The organism is Colwellia demingiae, from assembly GCF_007954275.1.
Lineage (GTDB): Bacteria > Pseudomonadota > Gammaproteobacteria > Enterobacterales > Alteromonadaceae > Colwellia > Colwellia demingiae.
This window is the reverse complement of sequence record NZ_VOLT01000004.1, coordinates 185,140-209,393: the sequence shown is the minus strand read 5'-3', so window position 1 is coordinate 209,393 and position 24,254 is coordinate 185,140. Positions and strand designations below refer to the sequence as shown.

Here is a 24,254-nt window from a genome sequence, read left to right as displayed (position 1 = left end):
TCAATATAAGCTTAGAGGAAATACGATCAAATTCGTATCTCTTCTAAAACTTATATTCAATAAAAGTATAACTAAAACAATTAAATAAGGGACAAGTACATGGCACAAGAAAATTCCACAGTAAAACCTACACAGGCTGAGTTAACTTTACTTAATGTGCTTTGGAAAATGGGCCCTGCAACCGTAAGACAAGTTCATGATGTAGTGAGCATAACGCAAAAGACTGGCTACACTACAGTATTAAAAATACTTCAAATAATGCATGAGAAATCACTGGTCATCCGTGATGAAAGTAATCGTGCTCATGTCTATGCTCCTGCCAATAGCCAAACACAAACACAATCATCACTTATCAAAGACTTAATTAGTAAAGCTTTTGGCGGCTCTACCTCAAAATTAGTAATGCGTGCTATTGACGATTCAACTAGCGAGCAAGAGATTAATGATATTCGTCAGTTACTAAACTCTTTAGAAAAGTAGGAACTCTACACTTTAACTATGTTTGAACAATTATTTAGCAGCCCTTTTTTATATAGCTTATCGCTAACCTTAGTGCATTTTTTATGGCAAGGTTTACTGGTGGCGTTTATCTTAAAGTCCCTGTTATATATAATTGGTAAAAACAAATCAAAACTGCGTTACACACTAGCTACGTTTGCAATGTTCTCAAATGCAATACTTGCCGTGCTGACCTTTACCATGGTTTACCCTGACACAAGCTCAGGCATAAATAGTTATCTCAGTCCCATTCCCTTGACTAGTTTAGTAAATGAGTTAACCCAACAAAATGCCCTATTATCTTATCAGGAATTATTGCCCTCAATTTTAGCCTATTCATTACCTTATCTATCATTATTATGGCTGGCTACCATTGCTATTCTTTCCAGTAAGCTACTCATTGAAATTCGTAATGTAAATAAATTACCTATGCATTCGAGCATTTCTCCCTCTTTGGCTTTATCTGCCCGCTTTGATGAATTGGCTAAACAAATAAAGTTAACTAAAACACCAAGATTACTTATTTCATTAAAAGCTGAAGTACCTATGGCAATAGGATGGCTAAAACCTGTGGTATTGCTACCCGCTACTATGGTAACCGGCCTAAATGCGGCTCAACTTGAAATGCTTATTTTGCACGAACTTGCGCATATTCGTCGTCATGATTATTTAGTTAATTTTTTACAAACACTCATCGAACTACTCTTTTTCTTCCACCCAAGTGTGCATTGGATTGGCAAGCAAATGCGTAATGAACGTGAATATTGTAGTGATGATATTGCTGTTCAACACTGCGGTGATGCCATAGCTTACGCACACACCCTAACTGATACCGCCTCTTTATGTGCTAAAAATCACTTCCATACTATTCCGACCATGGCAATGGCAGCATCTGGTGGTGATTTAAAAGAGCGAGTGCTTCGCCTTGTTGACCATCATTGTGCCCCAACAAATAATACAAGCAAATGGTTAGCGGCAGTAAGCCTACTTTTAGCACTTGCATTATTGAGCATGAATCAATTATTAACCATGCCTTTTGCTCAACAACTAAACAACAAATTCCCATGGCAAGAACAAAACAATATTAACAGTAATATTGCTAGCACAGCGATTGCTGCAATGAATTTTAATAAAGGCAACATAGGCAATCAGGCCACAAGACTAAACAGTGATTCGATTGCTCAGCAACTACTCCGCCGCGAAGAGACATTTCCTCAAGCTTCTGTTGTAGAGTTAGAGAAAAATCAGAATGCTATTACCTTGCGAGTTAAAAACGAATCTGAGCTAACAACTGCTATTGTTGAACCTTTGGCTATCAGTAATTATCAAGACATTATCAAAACAGAAGAAACGGCTCAGCATATTCAACTTGCCACAATAAAGAGTAAAAATCAGATAATTGAGGATGATAACGAAGTACTAACTGGTGAAGGGATGCAAGTTCAGAGTGATAGCAGAGCAATAACTCAACTGACTTCAGCAACATCCGAGCAGCATATAGCAGAAGGTAGCTTACCATCAACAACTCATATGCAGCAGTTAGCTATCACAAAACCACAAGGTCAATTAGCATTACCATTGATACTAGCAAACAAGTTCGATACTCAAGCAACTACAGCTAATTCGTCTCAAGAAAGTAATAAGCAATTATCCCTCGTAAACGATAAAGCGTTGAGTAGTAAAAAAGACTCATATCGCAAACTTGCTTACAACCAAGAAGTTAACAAATTAGCCGAACAAAGTGAATTATATAAAGCTTCAAACACAGTTAAAACTGAGAAAAGCCTCACAGTAAAGACAACCAAAATAGAGCAGTCAAAGCAAGAAGTAACACAAATACCAACCTCATTTGAAGCAAAATTACTTAACTCTATTAATCCAGTATATCCAAGCCTTGCAAAACGCCGTGGTCTTGAGATGGAAGTAAAAGTAAATTTCATTATAGATCGTAATGGTAAAGTAAAAGATATTAGTTTCGCCCAACAAAGTAAGCTTATTTATTTCAAATCAGCTATTCGCTCAGCTATTCGTAAATGGCGATTTAGCCCTGCTACAATAAACAACCGAAAGGTTGAAAGTAAGATGACAAAGATATTCTCTTTTAGCTTGCATGCCTAGTAGTCATAACGAATAAAATAACGCTCCAACTCGTCTCATCTTAACTGTCTATTTATATATAACTACAACTAACCATAAGCATACAAAGGGATATTTTTGAGTAAATACCACTCGTTTAATTCAGAAAATAACATCGAATATAACCTACCGAATGAGATTACCTCATTTTGGAAAACAGGCCTATTTGACTCATTTTTGGGGATTGATAGAGTAAATATTCACTATGCGCAGTTTATGCAACAGCAGGCAGAATCTTCTACGATAGTCATTGTGCCGGGGCGCTGTGAAAGCTACTTAAAATACCAAGAACTATCATTTGATTTATACCAGCAAGGGTATAATATTTTTATCATAGATCATCGAGGTCAGGGGCTTTCAGGACGAATGCTGCTAAACTTAAACAAAGGCTATGTTACAAAGTTTCAAGACTATGTAGATGACTTACAGTCTTTCATTGAAAATATCGTGACTCCAAAATCTTCAGAAAAACCATACCTCATAGCGCACTCAATGGGTGGGACCATTGCCACCCGATTTATGCAAGACTGCCCCGACGCCATTAAAGCGGCGGTGATATCTTCACCTATGTTAGGTTTTTATTCTGGTTTTTTACCAACGAGCATAGCTAAAGTACTGGTCGCCATTAAGCTGAAATTCAATAATATTATCAGCAATACTCCATGGTATTTTTTAGGGCAAAAAGACTACTCCCCTGTCAGTTTTTCTGATAACAAATTAACTCATTCATTACAGCGCTATCAATACTTTGTTGATTTGTATAAAAAGAATAAAATCATCCAGCTTGGTGGTGTTACTACTCACTGGTTAGCACAAAGTATCGCTGCTCAAAAAGAGCTGTTCGCTAAGATTGTTCAGCTTAAAACGCCTATATTGTTGCTTCAAGCTAGCGGTGATACTATCGTTTGCCAACAAGCACAAAATGATTTTTGCCAACAGCTACATACATTACAACCACAATCATGTCCAAATGGCTTCCCCAGTAGTATTGATAATGCTTTCCATGAGCTATTTTTTGAGACCGATGATCTTAGAAATAGAGCAATAACACAAAGCCTTGCTTGGTTTGAACAACATATTTAACGCTTTAAGGTGATGTAAATTAACAGGTAATAGCCTATTTTGACTGCTCACTTTGCACTACAGAGCTAGGATCCTGATGAATAAAAACTTCGCAAGGAGCTAACACTTGGCAAATTTCCGCCTCAATTTCATCGCCTATACTATGTGCTTCTAATAAAGATAAGTTGTCACTCAACTCCAAATGAAACTGTATAAATTTCTGCACGCCCGACTGTCTAGTGCGAAGTTCGTGAATGCCCATTGCTTGTTTATGTTGCAAAACAATCGTTTTTATTTTCGCCAATTCTTCATCACTTAATTCGCTATCCATTAACTGAGAAACACTTTGAATCATAATTTGGCCAGCACCAAATACTAGATAAAGAGCGACCAGTATAGTGAAAGCACCATCAGCTTGTAACCATATCCCCTGACTCAATATAATTGCCGCTAAAACCCCTAAATTTAGAAATAAATCAGATTGGTAATGCAATGCATCACCACTGATAATAATAGAGCCAGTACGCTTTATTACGTAACGCTGAAAAACAACTAAAATAAGAGTTAACACAATAGAGATAATTGTGACCCAAATAGCGACTTCACTATGAACTATCACTTGTGGATTAAGAAGGCGAGATACACCACTAAAAATCAATAGTATGGCAGAGCCAAGCACGAAAGAAGCTTGTACCAACCCAGCTAAACTTTCAGCTTTACCGTGACCAAAACTGTGCTCTTTATCTGCAGGAGCTAAAGCAAAGCGCAAGATAACAATACTCATTATCGAAGCAAATAAATCTAAAATAGAATCAGTGGTGGAAGCGAGCATGGCGCTAGAGTCAGTCACTAACCAAGCATACAGTTTAATCACCACTAAGATGAAAGCGATAGAAGTAGAAAACATTGCCGCTAGTCGCACCCAAAATGCATAATCGTCTGTTGAGCTTTTTGTAGCCATAGCTAATCCTTGGAGAAAAATTTAAACATGAAAGTTATTATTCGTTAACCTGAACTCTACTGAAGAGATAGTTAAGATGTTGAATTATAACATCTAAGCCATTGTAATAACGCTAGCTTAATATTTTTTATTAGTTCAGAGTAAATTTACATATCAATACCTGAGCAGCTGTAAGTAACTTTAACAATACAGTTAGTTAACACAGCTGCGATACCCAAGCTACTTGAAGATACATGTTTCAGGATGCCTGAGCGATTCATGATCAAGACGCTTCCTTTTATTAATGGCCATTCCCTTAAAAAAGGAAGCAACGAATAACATCATTTTCTCAGACGTCCCCGCAGGACTGGTTTAAAAACGCTTTAAGCTACATTATTGATTTTGACAAGGACGCTGCATGGATGCAGCTTATTAGAGAATGCAGGAGCATATTCTCCTGAATAACCTTTCTCTTCAATCAATGCCTTGCCTAAAAGCGTTTCTAATTCCAGCTGAAATCTGCATCTTCATGTAGTTCGGGTATAAATAAATATATATTAAGCAGAGTTCAGGTTCGTTATAATAACAAAAATTTTATTACATGATGATTGTTATGCTAGATGTTGTTCTTTTTCAACCCCAAATTCCACCAAATACCGGTAATATAATTCGCTTATGTGCAAATTCAGGCTTTCGCTTGCACTTAATAGAACCATTAGGATTTGATTTAGATGATAAAAAATTACGTCGTGCCGGTTTAGACTATCATGAATTTGCCGCTATACAGCGCCATGCAAACTTCAATGCTTTCATTGAAAAAGAGCAGCCAAAACGTGTGCTAGCGATTACCACTAAAACTAATAATTTTTATGGTGACATCAGCTTTGCAGCCGGCGATTATTTATTATTTGGTTCAGAAACAGCCGGGTTACCAGAGGAAGTTCGTTCACAAATTCCTGATGAGAATAAACTTAGAATTCCAATGCTAAAAGAAAGTCGAAGCATGAATTTGTCAAACGCCACAGCAGTAATCGTTTACGATGCATGGCGCCAGCTAGGTTTCCCTAACGCAGTATAATGAAACCTTATATGATTATTATAAAATAACTGTAAATTAAACTATTACCAAATTTACAGTTATTCTTTTCAATCTTTCTTTAAAATATTTCTTTTCAATGTGATGAGGTTACTCGAACTTCTTATCACGCGAAAGTAAATCAGCCGCTGCTAACTTTGCATCTTTTCCGCAATAAAGTACCTGATATACTTGTTCAACAATAGGCATTTCAACATCATGTCGCTGGGCAAGCATATAAACTTCTTTAGTATTTCGGTAACCTTCAACGACTTGACCGATATCAGTGATAGCTTGTTCAACTTCTTTGCCCTGACCTAACGCTAAACCAAATCGACGATTACGCGATTGATTATCCGTACAAGTCAGTACCAAATCACCTAAACCTGCCATGCCCATAAAAGTAGCTGGCTCAGCGTTTAACGCTAAACCTAAACGGGTCATTTCAGCCAATCCACGAGTAATTAACGCTGTACGTGCATTTGCGACAAAACCAATACCATCAGCTATACCTGCGGCAATAGCGATAACATTTTTAACCGCTCCGCCGAGCTGCACGCCAATAAAATCTTTGTTAGAGTAAACTCGAAAACGTTTTTCACAATGCAGTAAATCAGATAATTCAGCAACAAACTCATCATCCTCAGAAGATAACGAAATAGCCGTTGGTAATCCTGAGGCCATTTCTTTAGCAAACGTTGGACCTGATAAAACAGCTAAAGACACACTATCACCGAGTACTGTTCTTGCAGCGTTTTGCAATAAATCACCGGTTTGTGGATCTAGCCCTTTAGTCGCCCAAGCAATTTTAGCATTGTCTGTTAACATTGGTTTAATTTGCTTTAGCATATCTGCAAAAGCATGGCTTGGCACTACCACTAAGAGATTATCACTCGCTTGCACTGCTTTTGCTAAATCAGCCTCTAGAACCAAATTTTCAGGAAACGGGCAATCAGCAAGATACTTATTATTTTCTCTATCTTGCTCCATTGCAGCAACATGATTTACATCACGTCCCCATAACAAGGTTTTATGACCATTTCTGGCTAAACAAATTGCTAGAGCGGTGCCATAAGACCCTGCACCTAACACTGTAATTTTTGCAGCTAAAGACATATAGAACCCTATTTATAAGCTAATGTTACTTTTGAAGATTGCTACTAACTAGTGTGTTTCGCTACTTTGTGCCACGTTGTCTTGTGTTGCACGTTGTTGTACATATGAAGCGTATAAGCCTTCAAAGTTAACCGGTGTTAAGTTAAATTGAGGGAAAGAACCACGGTTAACTAAACTTGCTACCGTTTCACGAGCATACGGGAACAATGTCGTTGGACAGAAAGCGCCAATTGTATGTGCTAATTGTGCTTCAGGTAAGTTGCCAATAGTAAAAATACCCGCTTGCTGTACTTCAGCTAAAAAGGCAGTTTTATCTTCTACTGTAGCAGTAACTGTTACCGATAAAACAACTTCATAAGTGTTTTCAGCTAGCTTAGTTGAACGTGTATCAAGATCTAATTGGATTTCTGGTTTCCAATCTAATTGAAATACGGCTGGAGAATTAGGCGTTTCAAAAGAAACATCTTTAGTGTAAATACGTTGAATTGCGAATTCTGGAGATTGTGCTGCTTCAGTGTTCTCTACTTGATTTTCTTCAGCCATGAGTGGCTCCTTTATTATATTTTTTATAATTGAATTTATTATTTTGCGTCTAATAGCGCGTCTAATTGAGTGTTTCTTTCTAAGGCGACTAATTGATCGCAACCGCCAATATGAACATCATTAATAAATATTTGTGGCACTGTATAGCCACCATTACTACGTTCAATCATGGTGCTACGCATCTCCATATCACCATCAATCTTAATTTCATTATATTCTGTCTGCTTACTTTTTATTAAGGCAACAGCATGAGTACAATAAGGACAATATTCTTTGGTATATATTTCAACTTTTGCCATTTTAATCACTCTTTATTTTCTATCTTAACGGATAGCGAAAATTGCAGTAAACATGCTATTTAGCTACAGGTAAACCTGCACTAGTCCAGCTATTCATGCCACCTTTAAGTACGCTAGCTCGAGTGAAACCACCTTTATATAAATCATTAGCAATTTGCACAGCACTCATACCTGCAGCACATACTACTATGATGGGCTTGTCTTTATATTTTTCAAGACTAGTAAAGTCATTTTTATCAATTTTTTCACTTGGTAAGCTGATTGCATCAAGAATATGTCCCGCTTTAAATTCCTTTTCCTTTCGGATATCAAGCGCAATGCCTTCTTCCTTGTTCATCAAAAAAGTTAGATCTTGAGTACTGATTTGTTTAATCGGTGACATTTGCATTTTAACTGTCGTGACGATTATCATTACCACTAAGGCAACCCAAACCGCGCTCAGCATGCCATTATCGCTTGCAAAAGTAATTAATTGTTCCATAAATAAATGCCCATTTTATCAAATTTCGAATCGGCACATTATACGCAAATGACTTAGAATTGCGAGCATATACCGCCAGCTTATACTTAGTAACCCTTTATGGAACATTTCAATGATAAATCCTTAGTGAATAACGCAATCTGAGGGTGTACAATACTTGCTCATAAACTATATAAATCACATAAGATACTAAATTTAAAGGGTAAAACAATGGCGAATAAGAAATCAACGGTACTGATGATTCTAGATGGTTGGGGATATAGAGAAGAAACGAGCTCAAACGCGATTCATCAAGCGAACACACCAGTATTAGATGATTTAAAAGCCAAGTACCCAAATATGCTTATTGATACTTCAGGCATGGCCGTTGGCTTACCTGAAGGACAGATGGGCAACTCAGAAGTAGGTCATGTGAACTTAGGTGCTGGTCGTGTGGTATATCAGGATTTCACTCGTATCACTAAAGCGATAAGTGATGGTGACTTTATTGAAAACCCTACACTTTGCCAAGCAGTAGATACCGCTACATCCAGCAATAATGCTGTGCACATTTTCGGTTTACTTTCTCCTGGTGGCGTCCATAGCCACGAAGAACATATCTTCGCCATGATGGAACTAGCCAAAAAACGTGGTGCTCAAAAAGTTTACTTACATGCATTTTTAGATGGTCGCGATACACCGCCACGCAGTGCACAAGCTTCTTTAGAAAAAGCTCAGCAAAAATTTTCAGAGTTATTTACCGAAGCCGATACTGGTGAAGGTCAAATCGCTTCAGTTATTGGCCGATATTATGCCATGGACAGAGATCAACGCTGGGAACGTGTTGAAGCTGCTTATAATTTGATGGTCAATGGTGAAGGTTTACACCAATATAATAGTGCGTTGGATGCTCTTGCTTCGGCCTATGAACGTAATGAGAATGATGAGTTTGTTGGTGCCAGCGCTATAGTAACTCCATCAGGTAAAACCATTGAGATAAATGATGGTGATGCAATGATCTTTATGAACTTTAGAGCAGATAGAGCGCGTCAAATTAGTCGTTGTTTTACCGACAAAAATTTTAATGGCTTTGAGCTAAAGCGTATTCCCGCAATAAGCAATTTTGTTATGCTGACACAGTATGCTGCAGATATTGATGCTCCATCAGCTTTTTCTCCCACACCGCTCAATAACGTCATGGGTGAATGGTTAGCTAAACATAATAAAACTCAATTACGCATTTCTGAAACGGAAAAGTATGCCCATGTCACCTTTTTCTTTAGTGGTGGTAAAGAAGACATGTTTGCTGGCGAAGAGCGTATTTTAGTTCCCTCACCTGATGTCGCAACCTACGATTTACAGCCTGAAATGAATTCCACTCTACTTACCGATAAACTCGTTGGCGCTATTGAAAGTGGTAAATATGACTTTATCGTTTGTAATTACCCTAATGGCGACATGGTTGGCCATACCGGTAGTTTTGATGCTGCAGTAAAAGCCTGTGAAGCGGTAGATACTTGTGTTGGTCGTGTTGTTAAAGCTGCGCAAGATAACGGTGGTGAGTGTTTAATTACTGCGGATCATGGCAATGCTGAACAGATGCAAGATACAGTATCAGGGCAGGATCATACTGCTCATACCTGCGAACCGGTACCCCTTATTTATGTTGGTAGAAATGCCTCGCCAGCCGCCTCAGGCACCTTAAGTGATATTTCGCCAAGCGTATTACACTTAATGGGTATGGAACAACCTGAAGAGATGACTGGATCGGTACTAATGCAGTTAATTAAGTGATAATAAATGAATAAACTATAACTATGTCACCTCAAGAGATGCACTTCTTGAGGTGACATGGGTTTAAGTGATACATTGGCTTTGATTTATTTCCATCACCAATTATGAGATTGTTTATCCACACGTATTTAGCAAATAAGCGCCTTCAACATATAGCTACCGCAATCATATTAATACTAAGTTTTATGTTTGCTTTTCCCTTGCAAGCTGAACAAAGTAACCGCAATGAAAGTGCGCAAAAACAGAACCGTGCAAAACTCAGTGATGTTCAAAAGGCCATTGCCAAACAAGAGTCGAATATCTTTGATGCTAACAAGCAACGTAGTAGTTTAGAGCAACAGTTAAAAAATGATGACTTAGCGATTGCGAAAGTAGCCAAAGCAATTAATAAAATAGAAACTGATTTAGAAACCACTCAAGAAAAAATTTCTGCCTTAGCGATAAAGAAAAAACAGCTAACCATTGCCAAGCAAAGACAAGAACTTTTACTCGCACAACAACTTAGAGCTGCCTACACGACCGGTCAACATGATTACCTCAAATTGTTACTAAACCAAGATCAAAGTGAGAAAATCCAGCGTACCATCAGCTACTATCAATACTTAAATCAAGCACGAACTAAAGAGATTGATAATTTTCAAGTGACCATCGCACAACTCCTACAAGTAAGCACTGAACATCAAACACAAGTTGACCAATTACAACAGCTCAAAGACGAACAATTACAGCAAGATACCCAATTTCGAAGTAGTAAATCACAGCGAAATAAAACCCTAAAAAAATTGAGCCGTAAGTTACTTTCCAGCCAACAGCAATTGAATAAACTTAAGGCAGAAGAAAATAATTTAAACCAAGCATTAAATAAGCTAGCCGCACTTATCCAAGCCGAAATTGATTTAACCGGCTTAAGTAAGTTAAAACGAAAGTTATCTTGGCCTGTTAAGGGCCGTATATTGCATCGTTTTGGCACACGAAAACAAGGCTACTTAAAATGGAAAGGTGTATTAATTAGTGCCCCGATAAGCCGCCAAGTACAAACCATTCATAATGGTAAGGTATTATTTTCAGATTGGCTTAAAGGTTATGGCTTATTGACGGTGATTGATCATGGTAATGGTTATATGAGTTTATACGCCCACAACCAAACCTTATTGAAATCAGTCGGTGATCGCGTCGAAACAGGTGAGCCTATTGCGTTAATTGGCCAAAGTGGCGGTTTAGGGCAATCAGGTCTTTATTTTGAAATTCGCCACCAAGGTAAAGCGCTCAATCCTAAACTTTGGTGTCGGTAATTATTGAATCATCTATTAAACAAGATCTATAAACATCATTGCGTTAACTTTTTATATTTTTAACTAAATAACTGCTACGCTTTCTTATTATAATAATTAAAAAGACAAATATTACCCTGTGCTAAATTCTCTTTTAAAAATCATCTCTATACGCTCTTTTATAATCCTTTATTTAACGCTATTTAGTGTGCATAGCATTGCTCAAGCTAGCCAAGTTGCTATCGTCATTGATGATATGGGATATCGTTATACCGATAAAAATGCGTTAACTTTACCTGGAGCAATAACCTATGCTTTTCTACCTCATACCACCTATGGTAAAACACTTGCCATGCAAGCAAATAGCACTAATCATGATGTGCTGATTCACATTCCAATGGAATCTGAAAATAGAAAGAAATTAGGTCCTGGTGCGCTAACAAGTAATATGAATGAACGAGCATTCAGTCGAAGCTTAACTAAATCCTTCGCTGAAATTCCGTTTGCGATTGGTATTAATAATCATATGGGGAGTTATCTCACACAATTATATCAACCCATGGCTTGGACTATGGCATTTTTAAAACAGAATGATTTGTTTTTTTTAGACAGTAAAACCAGTCCTCATTCAAAAGCACAACAAGCTGCTATCGATTTTGGCGTACCGGTTAAAGCAAGGCATATATTTTTAGATAATGAATTAACTGAACAGTATATTAGTCAGCAATTTAAGCAACTCATTCATTTCGCCCAAAAACACCAAACCGCCATTGCTATCGCCCATCCTCATCCTGAAACCGTAGCAACATTAAATAAGCTAATCCCTACCTTAAAGTTACACGGTATTGAGTTAGTACCATTATCACGTTTATACCCAACAACGATCAATAAGGTAACTATCGCTACAGTAACTGAGTAAATTATGATTTGGACAACAAACTCTCTACCTCCAAATTATTCAGTGTAAAATATCACTTAAAGTTTGATATTATTTTCTCGTAAGACTTGATGCAGGTATTTAACAGGTATTGCGTAAGTGATACCACTAGGGTTACTGATTACCGCCTCTTTCGTTGCTTGTACAAAGACTTTATTAATTATGCCTACTACTCTCCCTGTTTTCATATCATACATAGCACTGCCACTGTTTCCAGGATAGGCCGTCGCATCAAGCTGATAAACCAAATAAGGATTTCTCATACGTTTGAGCATTTTTAAATTAATTTGCCCCGCAGATGCAGCAGGAACAACGGTAGGAGTGATACTGGCAATCATTCCTCGATGGGTCACGGGGTAAAGACCCAGTACACCGCCAATGGGAAAACCGGTGAAAGCAATGAAACTACCATCTGCGTACAAATCTGAACTCGCTAAAGTCATCGCGGGTAAGGCAGGCCCTGAGACTTTTAAAATGGCTAGATCATATAAACTTGACGTTGCAACAATTTCAGCTTCTCTTACCTTAGCATTTTTACCAGAACCAATAAAAACAGCCATTTTCTGTAACAAACTTTCGTCTAATAAGGTCGGCAATACATGGTCATTAGTGACAATGTAACGACCATCACCAATAACAAAACCTGTGCCACGTAGGATATTTTGTGGTCGACTCGTCGGTGTATGTATACCGATACCAACGACGGACGGCTTGATTTTAGCAACAACGTCAACAAAATCGGCTTGAGCGTATGGTGTAAATAAAGACGCAAGAACTAGCAGTAAGGGAATATGTATGGACATAAATTTTTCCTAAGTAAAGTGAGCTATAGTTGTTATCGATGACAAGTACTATCTTAAACCATGCTTCCTACAAAATGCTTTAATATTATAGTTGGCAAACAATATTTTTCACGAATATATCATCAAGCAGTTTTGGCTTGATACTATTGTAATGAAAATAGATAAATATTCAGAGCTTAATTTTAAAGTGATCAAAAAAGAAGTTTGAGCTGTATAAAATTGGAGTTAAAACTGTAATGGAAGTTATTCAAATCAAGGTTAACATCACAACTCATGATATAGCTCATTAAATTATAAGCATTTATTCTATCTCGGACTTGCCTAAATAATACTTTCACAGTCATAATAGCGCTGCTAAGAACTGCCTCATATTAATTTTCAGGATGATAAATGATTACCTTTGTTCACGAGCTTATAAGCCACAGTGTACAACGCTCTCCCGAAGCAATTGCGCTGCAAGTTAAAAATATTAGTCTAAGCTATGCTCAGCTTAATGAAAAAGTAGCAAAGGTAGCGCAAGGTTATGCTTCACTCGCCATTACACCCGGCGATCGCATTGGTATTTATGTTAGTAAAGTTGTCGATAAAAAGGTGTATCGTGGTACGAGCTCTTTAGTTTGTGATGGCGGCCTACACCACCACTTAGGTAATTTTGGTCAAGTAATCCGAAAAAGCTATCCCGTAGCTATTGGAAATAAACTCAAGGGGGATGTTCAAGAACTAGTTAATATCATTGGGCGATTATGTTGTTGTCTTTCAATCGGGGGCCTATGGTGCGACAGCCAGCCCAAAGGATTTCCTTAGTCAGCCACAAGTAAGTGAACTATTAATTTAAATATTATCTTCGCATAATTACAGATACCTTGTCTTAAAGACTATACTGAAATTAGCCTAGTTATTTACAATTTCACCATGGAATAAAAATGAACTGGAACAAACGATTATTAGACACCCCCATTATTGGTGATATCACCAAAAAAATTGTCTCAGCTAAGGCGAGTAGAGAAGCGCATAGTATATCGGATCATTTTACGCAATTTTTACAGCCTTGTGTTGCCGTCAGCCAAACCTTAAAAGAAGAAGCATTTAAAATTCGTCATAATGTTTACTGTGAAGAACTTGCTTTTGAAGAGATTAGAGACAATGGCCAAGAAACGGATGAATTTGATCGCCAATCAATGTTTTCTTTAATCAAACATAAACCGTCAGGGACATTCACTAGCTGTGTACGCTTAGTCACTTCAAGTGGCCCTGATGAATTACTTCCCATTGAGAAATATTGTATGGGGTCGATCACTAACGAAGAACTTAGCCCCAAACACTTTAATCGCAATGAAATAGCAGAAATATCACGCTTAGCCGTGAGGTCTGATTTTCGTCGCCGTAAGGCCGATAACTATAAAGGCTCAGGTACTGGGGTTATCAGTGAAATTACCTATTCAGAAACCGAATTACGTTGCTTCCCCTTCATAGCCATCGGCTTATATATGGCGGCAGCCACAATGGGCATGAATTCCGGCATTCGTCATGTTTATGTGATGATGGAGCCAAGACTTGCTCGTAGCATGAAATTTATCGGTATTAATTTCCAGCAACTCGGTGACCCTGTTGATTATCATGGTTTACGCGCTCCTTATTATATTAACCCTGAAATTTTTATGAAAAACCTCTCTCCTGGTTTTAAAAGTCTTTTTAGTACCATTGAAAAAGATATTTGCTCACAACTGAATCAATTAGATTTAGCCTAACAACAATAAAGCGAAAAGCCACTAAGCACCTCTTATGCCACAGAAACTTATTTCTCTCATTGAAAATGTATTAACAACTGATTCGAGCTTATCATTTGATCCTCAGCAACTTTCCCGCTTTATGCTTGGCACCGAAGGATTAGCGTGCTTTGAAAATAAACAAAGAAGTATACTTGCCGTTATCACACTAACTCAATCCCATGAGATCAAGGCACTACTTGATTTGGCCAACCACTGTGCGACAGATGAGGAACTCGCTTTTTCTCTTTATCCTATTAGCACAGGGAAAAATTGGGGTTATGGAACTAGCCAACCGGCTGGCACAGCTAAAAACATTATTCTTTTGGATTTAGGTCAGTTAACCGATATAAAGCACTTTGATAGTGAACTAGGTTTGGTAACAATTGAGCCTGGTGTCACTCAACAACAACTAAGTGATTATTTACTGCTAAACAATCATAACTATATGGTGCCTGTCACTGGCGCAGGACCAGACTGCTCCATACTAGCCAACGCCTTAGAACGTGGTTACGGTATAACACCTTATACAGACCATTTTGCTGCCGTTAACAGTATTCAGGGTTATTGGGCCAATGGCACACCTTATCAGTCAGCCGTCAATGAACTAGATGCCAGTGATGATAAACTTGTCGATAAAACCTTTAAATGGGGACTTGGTCCCTATTTGGAAGGACTATTTACCCAGTCTAACCTTGGCATAGTGAGCCAAATGACTATTCGATTAGCCAAGAAGAAAGCTGATTTCACTTCCTTTTTTATCCAAATGGAAGATGATGCCTTACTTGAAGAAGCGGTTCCCTTAATACGACAAGTATTACAAGACTATGAAGGTATTGTTGGCTCAATTAACTTAATGGATCAACGCCGTTTATTATCAATGTTTGCCAAGAACCCCAATGGTAATGACGCCCATCAAGTAATGGAAAATCAAGATGTTGAAAGGCTAGCTAAAAAATTACAAGCACCTAATTGGACCATTGTGGGTAGTATTTACGGCAGTGTCGGCGTTGTCAAAGCCGTTAAAAAAGAAATTAATCGTATTTTTAAACAATTGCCTTGTAAACGAATCTATTCAAATAGCTTAATAATCGTTGTAGCGAATAAAGTTATTAAATACATCCCCTCGTTATTGATTAATAAAGTGCCACCTTTATCCGTGGCGGTAGAGCAACTTGATTCGTTTAATAAGGGTAAAGAGATTATGCTGGGCAAGCCGAATAAGGTTGCTCTAAAACTTGCTTACTGGCGTCATACCGAGACTGCAGGTTTTGATAAAAATGAATTATCACCTGGAAAAGATGGCTGCGGTTTACTTTGGTATGCTCCATTAGTAACGATGAAAGCAAAGAAAATGCGAGAGTTTGTCGAGTTTGTTAGAGAAACTTGTCCAAAATATAATATTGAGCCTTTTATCACCTTTACTAATCTAAAGCACGACTGCGTTGACAGTACAATTCCTATCGTTTTCGATTTAAGTAATCCTCAGGCAGTTATCGACGCTCATAATTGCTTAAAAGCACTAGTAACTGAAGGGCTAAAAAAAGGATTTGTACCCTACCGTCTTAACATAGATCAACAACAGTGGTTACTCGACAAGGACAGCGATTTTTGGCAAACAGTCAATAAAATTAAAGCCAGCTTAGACCCACATAATATTCTCAGCCAAGGAAGATACAATCCTCACTAGCTGTTCTTATCAACGGTAAATATTACCCTTATATATTTTAATTAAAAAAGCCCGATAAGCTAATGCTTATCGGGCTTTTTATAATGTAATTTTACTTAAGTGAATACTTTGTACTAATAAAGCATGCAAGCGCTAGGGTTTAATATTGACAACAAACCTAAACGTTCTAAATCACAATAATCAACAGCATTTTCTAACATATTTTGATCAAGGCGAATCGGATCTAACTGCTCTTTGGTTAACAAGTCACTGTAATCGAGGTTTTGCCCTTTAAACACTTGTTGCATACTCATTACCCGCTTAGCTATATATAATAGCTGTGTTTCTACGGTGTATTGACTTAAATCGTCAACATCTTGATCACGAATAGGAGCAAAAATGCTATAGGGTAGTTGCCATTGTTTTAATAATTCCGCAGAACATTCCCCAAAAGTAAATCCTAATACATCTTGTTGCTTCACCCAAGGTAATAAATGGATATCCTGACTATCACAAGCACGCTGTTTTTCCGTGGTAATTTGATGAACAACTAATTCACCTAAATTATGTAATAAGCCTAAAATAAATAAGCGTTCCGCATTAACAATACCTAGGCTAGTCCCTAAGAATTTCATCAACAACGCGCAATCAACACTTTTTATCCAAAACTCATCGAGGTAATCTTGGTTTGCATCAATATTTTTGAAAGCTTCCGTCGTAAAGTAGGCAATAACGAGATTATAGACTTCGGTGATGCCTAACACTAAGACAGCCTTAGAGATGGTATCTATTTTTCCAGGATAACTAAAAAAAGGGCTATTCGCTAATTTTAATACCGTACCAGAAAGGGCAGGATCGAGCAGGATGACTTCTGAAATATCATCTATGGTCGATGATTCATCATCAATTAATTCCCTAATTCTGATAAAAGAATCGGATAAAACAAAAATTTCACTGGCTTGTTCTACATAATCATCTGCGGTCATCTTGTTACCTTTAATACTGCAGTCTAGAAATTCGACATATTAAGTTGCCGAACAAATAAATTCGATCGTTAGCTAAATATAACTACATACAAAGCGTTATTCTCAAGTTCAAGTTACTAATAGTCAATACTTATTTGATATGAGCTAAACTTCCTCATGTTAATTACACCTTTATCGAAAATTAAATACTGACCTTTAATACCCAAAAGTACTCCTGATACCGTTTCCGTTTTATCAAAATTAAAAGAACTAATTTTGGTTAAGTATTCACTTACTGGGTAATGAATTTCTTGCACATTTTCATTTAGCTCTTGAACTGCATCACTACCAAACTTAAGTCTAAGTTGCGATAAGCGTAAACTAATTTCTGGGATTAACTCTTCCGCTTTAGCCTTCAGGTCTATAGGCTCTGGCTCACCTTTTAACATAGCGCGCCAATTGGTTTTATCACTAATGAATTCAGCTAATGCAGTTTCTACTAAACCTGATTGTAAGCGAGTACTCACCTTAAATATAGGGAGGGCTTGGCAGGCTCCTTGGTCAATCCAGCGGGTTGGTAATTGGGTATGTCGGGTTATGCCGACCTTCAAGCCAGAACTATTGGCCAAATAAACATAATGGTCAACCATACAATGACTTTCACCCCACTCAGGCTCACGACAAGTTCCTAAATGAAAGTGACAGGTTTCAGGTTTCATAATACACAGGTCGCATTGAGCTAATTTAGCCATACATGGATAACAATATCCCTGAGAGTAGCTTTTTTTAGTGCGCTTTCCACAGTGCTTACAGGCTATAGTGCCAGAAAAGTGTAGGGTTATTTGCTTTCCTATTAAAGGGTTTAGCTCGATACTCTGTTTAGTGCCATCACCATTAAGACTAACTAATGGTAATTGATACTGAACTAAATTATTACTATCAAGTTGTGCGGTAAGTTTTTCTACTGCACCGACGTCACTAATTGGCATAGTTGCTCTCTATTTTATATTAGGTTTTTATTTTTATTTTTCGTAAAGGGGTTTAAATATATACTCATTACCGACCACTAGAATTGTACTTTTTTCCGTGTTTGCTTAACGTCTTTACGATTAGCCTTCCCCGTTAAGCGCCTTTGCACTGAACCTTTGGTAGGTTTTGTCGCTCGTCGATTTTTTTGTACTACCATGACAGCTTTAATAAAATCTTTCAGTCTAGTTAGCGCATCGTCTTTATTCATTTCTTGTGTTCTAAAGCTCTGGGCTTTAATGATGACCACACCATCTTTGGTAACTCGACTATCTTTAGAAGCAAGTAACCGCTCTTTATAAATTGCAGGTAAAGAAGATCGCTTAATATCAAACCGTAAGTGAATAGCTGTGGCCACTTTATTTACACGTTGACCGCCATTTCCCATAGATCGGATAGCACTAAGCTCTATTTCCCAGTCAGCCAAGCTGACATTGTTTGATATCTCAAGCACTTTTATTTACCATTTAGATACCTTCAAAATAGTTAATAGTAATTATCACGTTATATGATTGAAAAAAATAAGACAGGTACCTGGTGGGTTTATTTATTACGCTGTAACGATAATAGCTTATACGCAGGCGTTACCACAGATATTAATCGTCGAATTGGCGAACATAATAACAGTAAACTTGGTGCGAAATATACCCGAGCAAGACGCCCAGTTAGCTTGGCCTATCTCGAAGAGGCTAACGACAAAAGCACAGCATGCCAAAGAGAGTATCAAATTCGCCACCTAGCAAAACTTAAAAAGGAGCAGTTAGTAAGCAAATATAGCCAATCACAACAGATCTGACCAGTAAGCTATATACACTTTATTTCGATTTAACACTGAAGTACTGTTAGAATGCTGCGATCGAATATAGTTTACTCACAAAATGAAGTTGCATAGATGTCTATAAAAGAAATGTTTATTGAGAATTATTGCCCTATCAGTGCTGATAAAATCAGCTTCACACGTCAGCAAGGTAGTAATTTTGCCAAACAAGTAGCAGATGACTTTAATCCACTACATAATATTGATGCTAAACGTTTTTGCGTGCCTGGAGATTTGCTTTTTTCAATAATAATAGCTAAATCTGGACTACATAAAAATATGACCTTCGATTTTTCAGGCATGGTTAGCGATGATGTTTATCTTACTTTTCCTCAGGAAATTGATGATAGTTTTGATATAAAGGATGATAAAGATAAAACCTGTCTAAGTGTTCATGTTAGTGGCGATAAAACGCATGATTCTGTACTGATTAATGCGCTGACAAAGGCCTATGTCGATTTTTCTGGTCATACTTTTCCTGATATTTTAGTAAAATTAATGGCTGACAATAGCGTTATGATTAATCCTGCTCGCCCTATGGTAATGTATCAATCAATGTCTATTGATTTACATACATTAGCGGCTGAAACGATCACATTACAATTAGCTAAAACCAGTTTATCAATAGAAGGAAAACGCGGCGATGCATGGCTTGAGTTTGACTTGTTATCAAATGATAAAGTTATCGGCCACGGTAAGAAACATATGCTTTTGAGCGGTTTGCGTACCTATGAGCAAGAGACAATTGACGCTATGGTAAATCAGTACCGCGACAGTAAAAAGAATTACCAAGCGTAAAGTCATTTACTGAATATATTTCCGCTCAAATGCGTCTCGCTGTTGTAATTTATCTTCACTACAAAAAGCAAAAACGTTAATATTTTTAGGGCGCTGGCATTTAATAGGTTGTTGATAAAACTGCAACCAAGCCAGCTTTTTATCTCCTTGACATTTTGATTTAATCACAATTGCACTATCGTGGTTAAACGTTACCATCTTCTTTGGTAACTTGAGTTTTGCTTTATTCAATTTGACATAATGGGTAGTGCTATTCTTCTTCTTCGCTTTCTTTTTTTTTGTACCATATTTCGACTTGAACGCAGATAAAGAGCTATTTTCGCACTGCCACCACTTATCTCTCGCTTTATCTTCCATTTCTCGCAAAGATTGCCCTCTTTTTAAAGAGTAGCTTTTACGTTGCATCATTTGAGCATTATGTAGTTTTTCTAATAAAGGTTTACACCTTTTTTTAGCGGACGAGTTTGTGCTAAAAATTAACAAAAATATTGCGATAACAATATAAAGAATAAGAGGGAAGGTAAGTTTTCTCATCATAGCAATCCTTGCTAATGCAATTAACTTCGCCAAATAAAATTTAGCAAGTCACCTTAAAATCTAAGGTCTCCATTTTTCAAATATAGACTAGACTTTACCTTTTGCCAAGTCTCATTACATGGAGTTTAGTGATGAATAAGTATTTTCTATTGGTTTTATTTACCTTCATTTTATCAGTCCATTGCTCTTCAACTGCACAACAAACACCTCAAAAATTTAAGCCTAATATTCAACATGGCGTGAGCTACCAAAAAGTCGATGACATCAGTCAATATTATGTTTCTGAAAAACTGGATGGTATTCGTGGCTTTTGGGATGGAAAGCAATTGTTTACTCGCCAAGGAAATTTAATCAATAGTCCTAGCTGGTTTACTCAACATTGGCCTGCACATCCTATGGACGGTGAACTCTGGCTTGATAGAGGGCAATTCCAACCATTACTTTCTTGTGTAAGTAAACGAATAGCAGTCGAAAGTAAAACGACTAGTTGCTGGAGAAAAGTACGCTTTATGATGTTTGATCTTCCCAAAAATCCAGGGGATTTCAATGATCGAGTAAATAGAATGCAGGCGTTATTAGTACAAATTCCTTCAGTTTACTTAGCTATGATAGATCAGGTGAAACTGAAAGAATTAAGTGATCTTGATCACAAACTTGATGAAGTCATCGCAGCCCAAGGTGAAGGCCTCATGTTACACCTCGCCAGTGCTCACTATCAAAAAGGCCGAAATCCCGCATTGATGAAGCTAAAGAAACATCAAGATGCCGAAGCAACCGTCATTGGTCATACGGAGGGAAAAGGTAAGTATCAAAACCAACTAGGGGCAATTAAAGTTAAAACAAGCGATGGAATAATTTTCAAAATTGGATCGGGATTTAGTGATGTTCAACGTGCCAATCCACCCAAAGTAGGCACAGTCATTACCTTCAAATACAATGGGCTCACACAAGCGGGTATACCAAGATTTGCCCGTTTTTGGCGTATAAAAACTAGAGGTTAACTCTCATAAGCTAACTCTCAATTTCTAAATTATTTTGGCTGATAAGTAAAAATCAAAACTTTGAGGCCTTTGCCTTCATGCGCTTCCTTGAAGACTTCAGGATTCTCAAGGTGTTGTTCGAAGTGACAATCCGGGCATTCTCGCTCAACCTCTGCTTTTAAGAAATTTTCATCTAAATCTGGTGAATTTAAACATAACATCAAGCTAGCGCCCGGATTCATCCACTGTGGAATACGGCGAATTATTTTAGCGTAATCACGTTCGATATTAACACTACCCTTTTGAAATGACGGGGGATCACAGACTAAAATATCATACGGTCCATACTTTTTGATGCGGCTATTCGATTTAAAAATATCAACACCTTCGAAGACAACTTGCTTGCCTTGTTTTTTAGCCAATAGGTTAAGTTGATGATTTTCTCTCCCCTTACTTAAGGATGATTTGCTTAGATCAATATTAACCGCTTTACTGGCTCCACCTGCTATGGCACTTAAGGAGAAGGCACAAGTATAGGCAAATAGATTAAGTACATTTTTACCTTCTGCACGCTGTCTTAACCATGTTCTTCCATTACTCATGTCCAAAAACAAACCACTATTTTGGGCTTTACCAAACTCAATATGATAATTAAGGCCCTGCTCACTCACGATAGTATGACTTACCGAGTCGCCTAATAATAACTCGGTTGGCGCAAATTTTTCATAACGATGTTGTACTTGCACCGAGCGACATTCTTTAATCAAGTTTTTTAATGCGCCTGCTTGTTCTGCTAACCATGTGCTATCAACAGCTTGATATAAAGTGATTAGAATAACTGGAGATAACCAGTCAACATTTACATGACTTAAATTGGGATATGCGTGCCCTCGGCCATGAAATAATCGTTGGGCATCGGTAAAGTCTGTGCTGGTAATATGTTCTATCATGGCTAAGGTATCTGATAATTGATAATAAAAAAACGCCCAATAATAACATTGATTATTGGGCGTTTATATCTGTTAAGACGTTTTAATACCAAGTTGATTAAGTTCTTTCCCACTCAGCGAGAATTAAAAGGCTTAGAGGCAAGGCATTGATTGAAGAGAATGGTTATTCAGGAGAATATGCTCCTGCATTCTCTAATAAGCTGCATCCATGCAGCGTCCTTGTCAAAATCAATAACGCAGTATGTAAGCCTTTTAAACACGCCCTCTGGGAGCTTACTCGATGACCACTATCATCGAGCAGAGCCCTGAGTTGGGAAGAAATTTAATCAAATGGGTATAACTAAAAACCAAAAAGATTAACTGCAAAAAACTTGGTTGCCACAGTATTAATAAAAATAAGCAGCACAATAACAGGGATAAAAGTACCTAGTGAAAAGTTAATATATTTTTCCACCCATGAACCTTTATAGTTTTCATTGCCGATACTTAGCTCTTCAGATAATTGCTTTTTCTTCCAGCGATAACTAACAAAAATACACAGTAAAAAACCATTAAGTGGTAAAATCGTATCGTAAAAAACATCATAAATAACATCGAATAAGGACTTAGTCCCGCCAGCGTATGAAGTAAACTCAGTAAAAAATGGCACCATACCAAATGATGCTGTGGCAAATAAGGTTAGCACACCAGCAGTAAGTGTTAAGTAACCTAATGCCTTTTTACGGCTGTGCTTTTTCTCAGTGACTAAATATGAGACCGGTACTTCAATAATGGAGACTAACGACGTAATTGCGGCAAAAAAGACTAATAAGAAAAAGAATGCAGCGACGGCACTAGCGCCAACATAACCCAATGAGGTTTGTAGAGCTAAAAATATTTTAGGTAGAAAAGTAAAAATCAATGATACTGAGCTGTCACTTAACTCACTTGGATTAACTTCAGGATTAAATGAAAACACCGCAGGTAGAATCATCAAACCAGCAATAAAGGCTACGCTGGTATCCGTAATAGCCACTAATTTAGCAGAATTAGGGATGTTGGTCTGTTTATTTATATATGAGCCATAGGTTATTAATATGCCCATGCCCAAAGACAATGAGAAAAAGGCTTGTGATAAGGCGCCGTTAATTACGCTTGGCGTTATCTTATTAATATCGGGTACTAAGAAAAAGGTAACACCTGCCATGGCATTATCAAGAGATAATACAAACAAAACCATAACAATCAGCATGCCGAGTAAGGCTGGCATTAATATTTTAGCGGCTTTTTCAATACCGTCTTTTACTCCTGCCGCCAAAATAAAACTGACAATACCTGCAACCGCAACTAGAGCAACGTATAAGTACGGACTGTTAATAAACTCACCAAAACCCGCACTACTTGCTAAGTAGTCTAAATGGCCCGTGATCGTTAAAGCAATATAACCAAAAAGCCAAACGGTGATCACCATATAAAAAACAGCAATCATAAAAGGGGTTAACACCCCTAAAAACCCAGCTGCTCCCCAAAGTTTACTGCCTTTACTCAATGTTTTGAATGCGCCTACAGGCTCTTTGGCCGTATTACGTCCAACAGCCATTTCAGCAATCATCACAGGCAAGCAAATAAGAAAAACAAACAGTGCATACATTAACAAAAATGCTCCGCCACCATTTTTAGCGGCGTTAACCGGAAAACCAACTAAATTACCTATACCTACTGCAGAGCCTGCAGCGGCTAAAATGAAGCCAATTCGTGAGCTGAAATGCTCTCTAGAAGCTGACATACTTACCCTTTTTATAATTATTATGATAACGCGATAAACTAGATCTC

The 24,254-nt window shown here is 37.6% G+C and carries 25 protein-coding genes; 13 read left to right on the top strand and 12 right to left on the bottom strand.

Annotated features, from left to right (window positions below):
- The first annotated feature begins 99 nt into the window (after positions 1–99).
- The 3 genes from ESZ36_RS09040 (at position 100) to ESZ36_RS09030 (ending at position 3,717) form a co-directional block, all read left to right on the top strand.
- Complete coding sequence (locus ESZ36_RS09040; RefSeq protein ID WP_146786598.1) at positions 100–480, top strand: BlaI/MecI/CopY family transcriptional regulator; 381 nt, start codon at positions 100–102, stop codon at positions 478–480.
- Positions 481–498: 18 nt separating this feature from the next.
- A complete protein-coding gene (locus ESZ36_RS09035; RefSeq protein WP_146786595.1) occupies positions 499–2,616 on the top strand; it encodes a M56 family metallopeptidase in 2,118 nt (705 codons plus the stop codon).
- Between the two features lie 96 nt (positions 2,617–2,712).
- On the top strand, positions 2,713–3,717 hold the full coding sequence (locus ESZ36_RS09030) for an alpha/beta fold hydrolase (protein ID WP_146786592.1): 1,005 nt from the start codon (positions 2,713–2,715) through the stop codon (positions 3,715–3,717).
- Between the two features lie 34 nt (positions 3,718–3,751).
- Here ESZ36_RS09030 and ESZ36_RS09025 read toward each other — a convergent pair whose 3' ends face one another.
- Complete coding sequence (locus ESZ36_RS09025; RefSeq protein ID WP_146786589.1) at positions 3,752–4,657, bottom strand: cation diffusion facilitator family transporter; 906 nt, start codon at positions 4,655–4,657, stop codon at positions 3,752–3,754.
- A gap of 592 nt (positions 4,658–5,249) precedes the next feature.
- Between ESZ36_RS09025 and trmL the strand changes: the two genes are divergently transcribed.
- Positions 5,250–5,714, top strand: a complete 465-nt coding sequence (gene trmL, locus ESZ36_RS09015) for a tRNA (uridine(34)/cytosine(34)/5-carboxymethylaminomethyluridine(34)-2'-O)-methyltransferase TrmL (RefSeq protein ID WP_146786586.1) — start codon at positions 5,250–5,252, stop codon at positions 5,712–5,714.
- A 108-nt stretch (positions 5,715–5,822) separates the two neighbouring features.
- Here trmL and gpsA read toward each other — a convergent pair whose 3' ends face one another.
- Genes gpsA through ESZ36_RS08995 form a run of 4 tightly spaced genes read right to left on the bottom strand, consistent with a single transcriptional unit; the run spans position 5,823 to position 8,150 of the window.
- A complete protein-coding gene (gene gpsA, locus ESZ36_RS09010) occupies positions 5,823–6,827 on the bottom strand; it encodes an NAD(P)H-dependent glycerol-3-phosphate dehydrogenase (RefSeq protein WP_146786583.1) in 1,005 nt (334 codons plus the stop codon).
- Positions 6,828–6,875: 48 nt separating this feature from the next.
- Positions 6,876–7,370, bottom strand: a complete 495-nt coding sequence (gene secB, locus ESZ36_RS09005) for a protein-export chaperone SecB (protein ID WP_146786580.1) — start codon at positions 7,368–7,370, stop codon at positions 6,876–6,878.
- A gap of 38 nt (positions 7,371–7,408) precedes the next feature.
- Positions 7,409–7,669, bottom strand: a complete 261-nt coding sequence (grxC, locus tag ESZ36_RS09000; RefSeq protein WP_146786577.1) for a glutaredoxin 3 — start codon at positions 7,667–7,669, stop codon at positions 7,409–7,411.
- Positions 7,670–7,724: 55 nt separating this feature from the next.
- Positions 7,725–8,150 carry a rhodanese-like domain-containing protein gene (locus ESZ36_RS08995; RefSeq protein ID WP_146786574.1) on the bottom strand — a complete coding sequence of 142 codons (426 nt, stop codon included), beginning with the start codon at positions 8,148–8,150 and terminating at the stop codon, positions 7,725–7,727.
- Between the two features lie 210 nt (positions 8,151–8,360).
- On the opposite strand from ESZ36_RS08995, the gene gpmI reads away from it, so the two are divergent.
- The 3 genes from gpmI to ESZ36_RS08980 all read left to right on the top strand — a co-directional run bounded on the left by gpmI (position 8,361) and on the right by ESZ36_RS08980 (position 12,113).
- Positions 8,361–9,923 carry a 2,3-bisphosphoglycerate-independent phosphoglycerate mutase gene (gene gpmI, locus ESZ36_RS08990; RefSeq protein ID WP_146786571.1) on the top strand — a complete coding sequence of 521 codons (1,563 nt, stop codon included), beginning with the start codon at positions 8,361–8,363 and terminating at the stop codon, positions 9,921–9,923.
- A gap of 185 nt (positions 9,924–10,108) precedes the next feature.
- Positions 10,109–11,215, top strand: a complete 1,107-nt coding sequence (locus ESZ36_RS08985; protein WP_246129040.1) for a murein hydrolase activator EnvC family protein — start codon at positions 10,109–10,111, stop codon at positions 11,213–11,215.
- Between the two features lie 187 nt (positions 11,216–11,402).
- Complete coding sequence (locus ESZ36_RS08980; RefSeq protein WP_246129039.1) at positions 11,403–12,113, top strand: divergent polysaccharide deacetylase family protein; 711 nt, start codon at positions 11,403–11,405, stop codon at positions 12,111–12,113.
- 56 nt (positions 12,114–12,169) lie between these two features.
- Here ESZ36_RS08980 and ESZ36_RS08975 read toward each other — a convergent pair whose 3' ends face one another.
- Complete coding sequence (locus tag ESZ36_RS08975; RefSeq protein WP_146786563.1) at positions 12,170–12,934, bottom strand: S1 family peptidase; 765 nt, start codon at positions 12,932–12,934, stop codon at positions 12,170–12,172.
- Positions 12,935–13,324: 390 nt separating this feature from the next.
- On the opposite strand from ESZ36_RS08975, the gene ESZ36_RS22645 reads away from it, so the two are divergent.
- The 3 genes from ESZ36_RS22645 to ESZ36_RS08960 all read left to right on the top strand — a co-directional run bounded on the left by ESZ36_RS22645 (position 13,325) and on the right by ESZ36_RS08960 (position 16,390).
- Entirely contained in the window at positions 13,325–13,738 is a 414-nt protein-coding gene (locus ESZ36_RS22645) for an AMP-binding protein (protein ID WP_211357776.1), read from the top strand.
- A 119-nt stretch (positions 13,739–13,857) separates the two neighbouring features.
- Positions 13,858–14,682 (top strand): PEP-CTERM/exosortase system-associated acyltransferase, encoded by an 825-nt coding sequence (locus tag ESZ36_RS08965; RefSeq protein ID WP_146786560.1) that lies wholly within the window; start codon positions 13,858–13,860, stop codon positions 14,680–14,682.
- 34 nt (positions 14,683–14,716) lie between these two features.
- Complete coding sequence (locus ESZ36_RS08960) at positions 14,717–16,390, top strand: FAD-binding protein (RefSeq protein ID WP_146786557.1); 1,674 nt, start codon at positions 14,717–14,719, stop codon at positions 16,388–16,390.
- 113 nt (positions 16,391–16,503) lie between these two features.
- On the opposite strand, the gene ESZ36_RS08955 is transcribed toward ESZ36_RS08960, so the two are convergent.
- The 3 genes from ESZ36_RS08955 to arfB form a co-directional block, all read right to left on the bottom strand.
- A complete protein-coding gene (locus tag ESZ36_RS08955; RefSeq protein WP_146786554.1) occupies positions 16,504–17,355 on the bottom strand; it encodes an HDOD domain-containing protein in 852 nt (283 codons plus the stop codon).
- 116 nt (positions 17,356–17,471) lie between these two features.
- Positions 17,472–18,323, bottom strand: a complete 852-nt coding sequence (locus ESZ36_RS08950) for a DUF2797 domain-containing protein (protein ID WP_146786551.1) — start codon at positions 18,321–18,323, stop codon at positions 17,472–17,474.
- Between the two features lie 77 nt (positions 18,324–18,400).
- Positions 18,401–18,814, bottom strand: coding sequence for an alternative ribosome rescue aminoacyl-tRNA hydrolase ArfB (gene arfB / locus ESZ36_RS08945; protein ID WP_146786548.1), 414 nt, complete (start codon positions 18,812–18,814; stop codon positions 18,401–18,403).
- Positions 18,815–18,868: 54 nt separating this feature from the next.
- Between arfB and ESZ36_RS08940 the strand changes: the two genes are divergently transcribed.
- Together ESZ36_RS08940 and ESZ36_RS08935 are read left to right on the top strand one after the other, a co-directional pair.
- A complete protein-coding gene (locus ESZ36_RS08940) occupies positions 18,869–19,156 on the top strand; it encodes a GIY-YIG nuclease family protein (protein WP_146786545.1) in 288 nt (95 codons plus the stop codon).
- 96 nt (positions 19,157–19,252) lie between these two features.
- Positions 19,253–19,975 carry a DUF3581 family protein gene (locus ESZ36_RS08935; protein ID WP_246129038.1) on the top strand — a complete coding sequence of 241 codons (723 nt, stop codon included), beginning with the start codon at positions 19,253–19,255 and terminating at the stop codon, positions 19,973–19,975.
- Positions 19,976–19,981: 6 nt separating this feature from the next.
- On the opposite strand, the gene ESZ36_RS08930 is transcribed toward ESZ36_RS08935, so the two are convergent.
- Positions 19,982–20,512 (bottom strand): hypothetical protein, encoded by a 531-nt coding sequence (locus ESZ36_RS08930; RefSeq protein WP_246129037.1) that lies wholly within the window; start codon positions 20,510–20,512, stop codon positions 19,982–19,984.
- A 131-nt stretch (positions 20,513–20,643) separates the two neighbouring features.
- On the opposite strand from ESZ36_RS08930, the gene ESZ36_RS08925 reads away from it, so the two are divergent.
- Entirely contained in the window at positions 20,644–21,513 is an 870-nt protein-coding gene (locus ESZ36_RS08925; protein WP_146786542.1) for a DNA ligase, read from the top strand.
- Between the two features lie 29 nt (positions 21,514–21,542).
- Here ESZ36_RS08925 and ESZ36_RS08920 read toward each other — a convergent pair whose 3' ends face one another.
- Both ESZ36_RS08920 and ESZ36_RS08915 read right to left on the bottom strand, forming a co-directional pair.
- Positions 21,543–22,442, bottom strand: coding sequence for a class I SAM-dependent methyltransferase (locus ESZ36_RS08920; RefSeq protein ID WP_146786539.1), 900 nt, complete (start codon positions 22,440–22,442; stop codon positions 21,543–21,545).
- Between the two features lie 340 nt (positions 22,443–22,782).
- A complete protein-coding gene (locus tag ESZ36_RS08915) occupies positions 22,783–24,207 on the bottom strand; it encodes a sodium-dependent transporter (RefSeq protein ID WP_146786536.1) in 1,425 nt (474 codons plus the stop codon).
- Positions 24,208–24,254 lie beyond the last annotated feature (47 nt).

Bases quoted from the DNA above. Each gene is read 5' to 3' on its own strand.
- ESZ36_RS08915 (WP_146786536.1), bottom strand. From the start codon at position 24,207: ATGTCAGCTTCTAGAGAGCATTTCAGCTCACGAATTGGCTTCATTTTA.
- ESZ36_RS22645 (WP_211357776.1), top strand. From the start codon at position 13,325: ATGATTACCTTTGTTCACGAGCTTATAAGCCACAGTGTACAACGCTCT.
- ESZ36_RS08995 (WP_146786574.1), bottom strand. From the start codon at position 8,150: ATGGAACAATTAATTACTTTTGCAAGCGATAATGGCATGCTGAGCGCG.
- ESZ36_RS08955 (WP_146786554.1), bottom strand. From the start codon at position 17,355: ATGACCGCAGATGATTATGTAGAACAAGCCAGTGAAATTTTTGTTTTA.
- ESZ36_RS09040 (WP_146786598.1), top strand. From the start codon at position 100: ATGGCACAAGAAAATTCCACAGTAAAACCTACACAGGCTGAGTTAACT.
- ESZ36_RS08935 (WP_246129038.1), top strand. From the start codon at position 19,253: ATGTCTATAAAAGAAATGTTTATTGAGAATTATTGCCCTATCAGTGCT.
- trmL (WP_146786586.1), top strand. From the start codon at position 5,250: ATGCTAGATGTTGTTCTTTTTCAACCCCAAATTCCACCAAATACCGGT.
- ESZ36_RS09035 (WP_146786595.1), top strand. From the start codon at position 499: ATGTTTGAACAATTATTTAGCAGCCCTTTTTTATATAGCTTATCGCTA.
- ESZ36_RS08975 (WP_146786563.1), bottom strand. From the start codon at position 12,934: ATGTCCATACATATTCCCTTACTGCTAGTTCTTGCGTCTTTATTTACA.
- grxC (WP_146786577.1), bottom strand. From the start codon at position 7,669: ATGGCAAAAGTTGAAATATATACCAAAGAATATTGTCCTTATTGTACT.
- secB (WP_146786580.1), bottom strand. From the start codon at position 7,370: ATGGCTGAAGAAAATCAAGTAGAGAACACTGAAGCAGCACAATCTCCA.
- ESZ36_RS08940 (WP_146786545.1), top strand. From the start codon at position 18,869: ATGATTGAAAAAAATAAGACAGGTACCTGGTGGGTTTATTTATTACGC.
- ESZ36_RS08930 (WP_246129037.1), bottom strand. From the start codon at position 20,512: ATGATGAGAAAACTTACCTTCCCTCTTATTCTTTATATTGTTATCGCA.
- ESZ36_RS08960 (WP_146786557.1), top strand. From the start codon at position 14,717: ATGCCACAGAAACTTATTTCTCTCATTGAAAATGTATTAACAACTGAT.
- ESZ36_RS09025 (WP_146786589.1), bottom strand. From the start codon at position 4,657: ATGGCTACAAAAAGCTCAACAGACGATTATGCATTTTGGGTGCGACTA.
- ESZ36_RS08925 (WP_146786542.1), top strand. From the start codon at position 20,644: ATGAATAAGTATTTTCTATTGGTTTTATTTACCTTCATTTTATCAGTC.
- gpmI (WP_146786571.1), top strand. From the start codon at position 8,361: ATGGCGAATAAGAAATCAACGGTACTGATGATTCTAGATGGTTGGGGA.
- ESZ36_RS08950 (WP_146786551.1), bottom strand. From the start codon at position 18,323: ATGCCAATTAGTGACGTCGGTGCAGTAGAAAAACTTACCGCACAACTT.
- gpsA (WP_146786583.1), bottom strand. From the start codon at position 6,827: ATGTCTTTAGCTGCAAAAATTACAGTGTTAGGTGCAGGGTCTTATGGC.
- ESZ36_RS08920 (WP_146786539.1), bottom strand. From the start codon at position 22,442: ATGATAGAACATATTACCAGCACAGACTTTACCGATGCCCAACGATTA.
- ESZ36_RS08985 (WP_246129040.1), top strand. From the start codon at position 10,109: ATGTTTGCTTTTCCCTTGCAAGCTGAACAAAGTAACCGCAATGAAAGT.
- ESZ36_RS08965 (WP_146786560.1), top strand. From the start codon at position 13,858: ATGAACTGGAACAAACGATTATTAGACACCCCCATTATTGGTGATATC.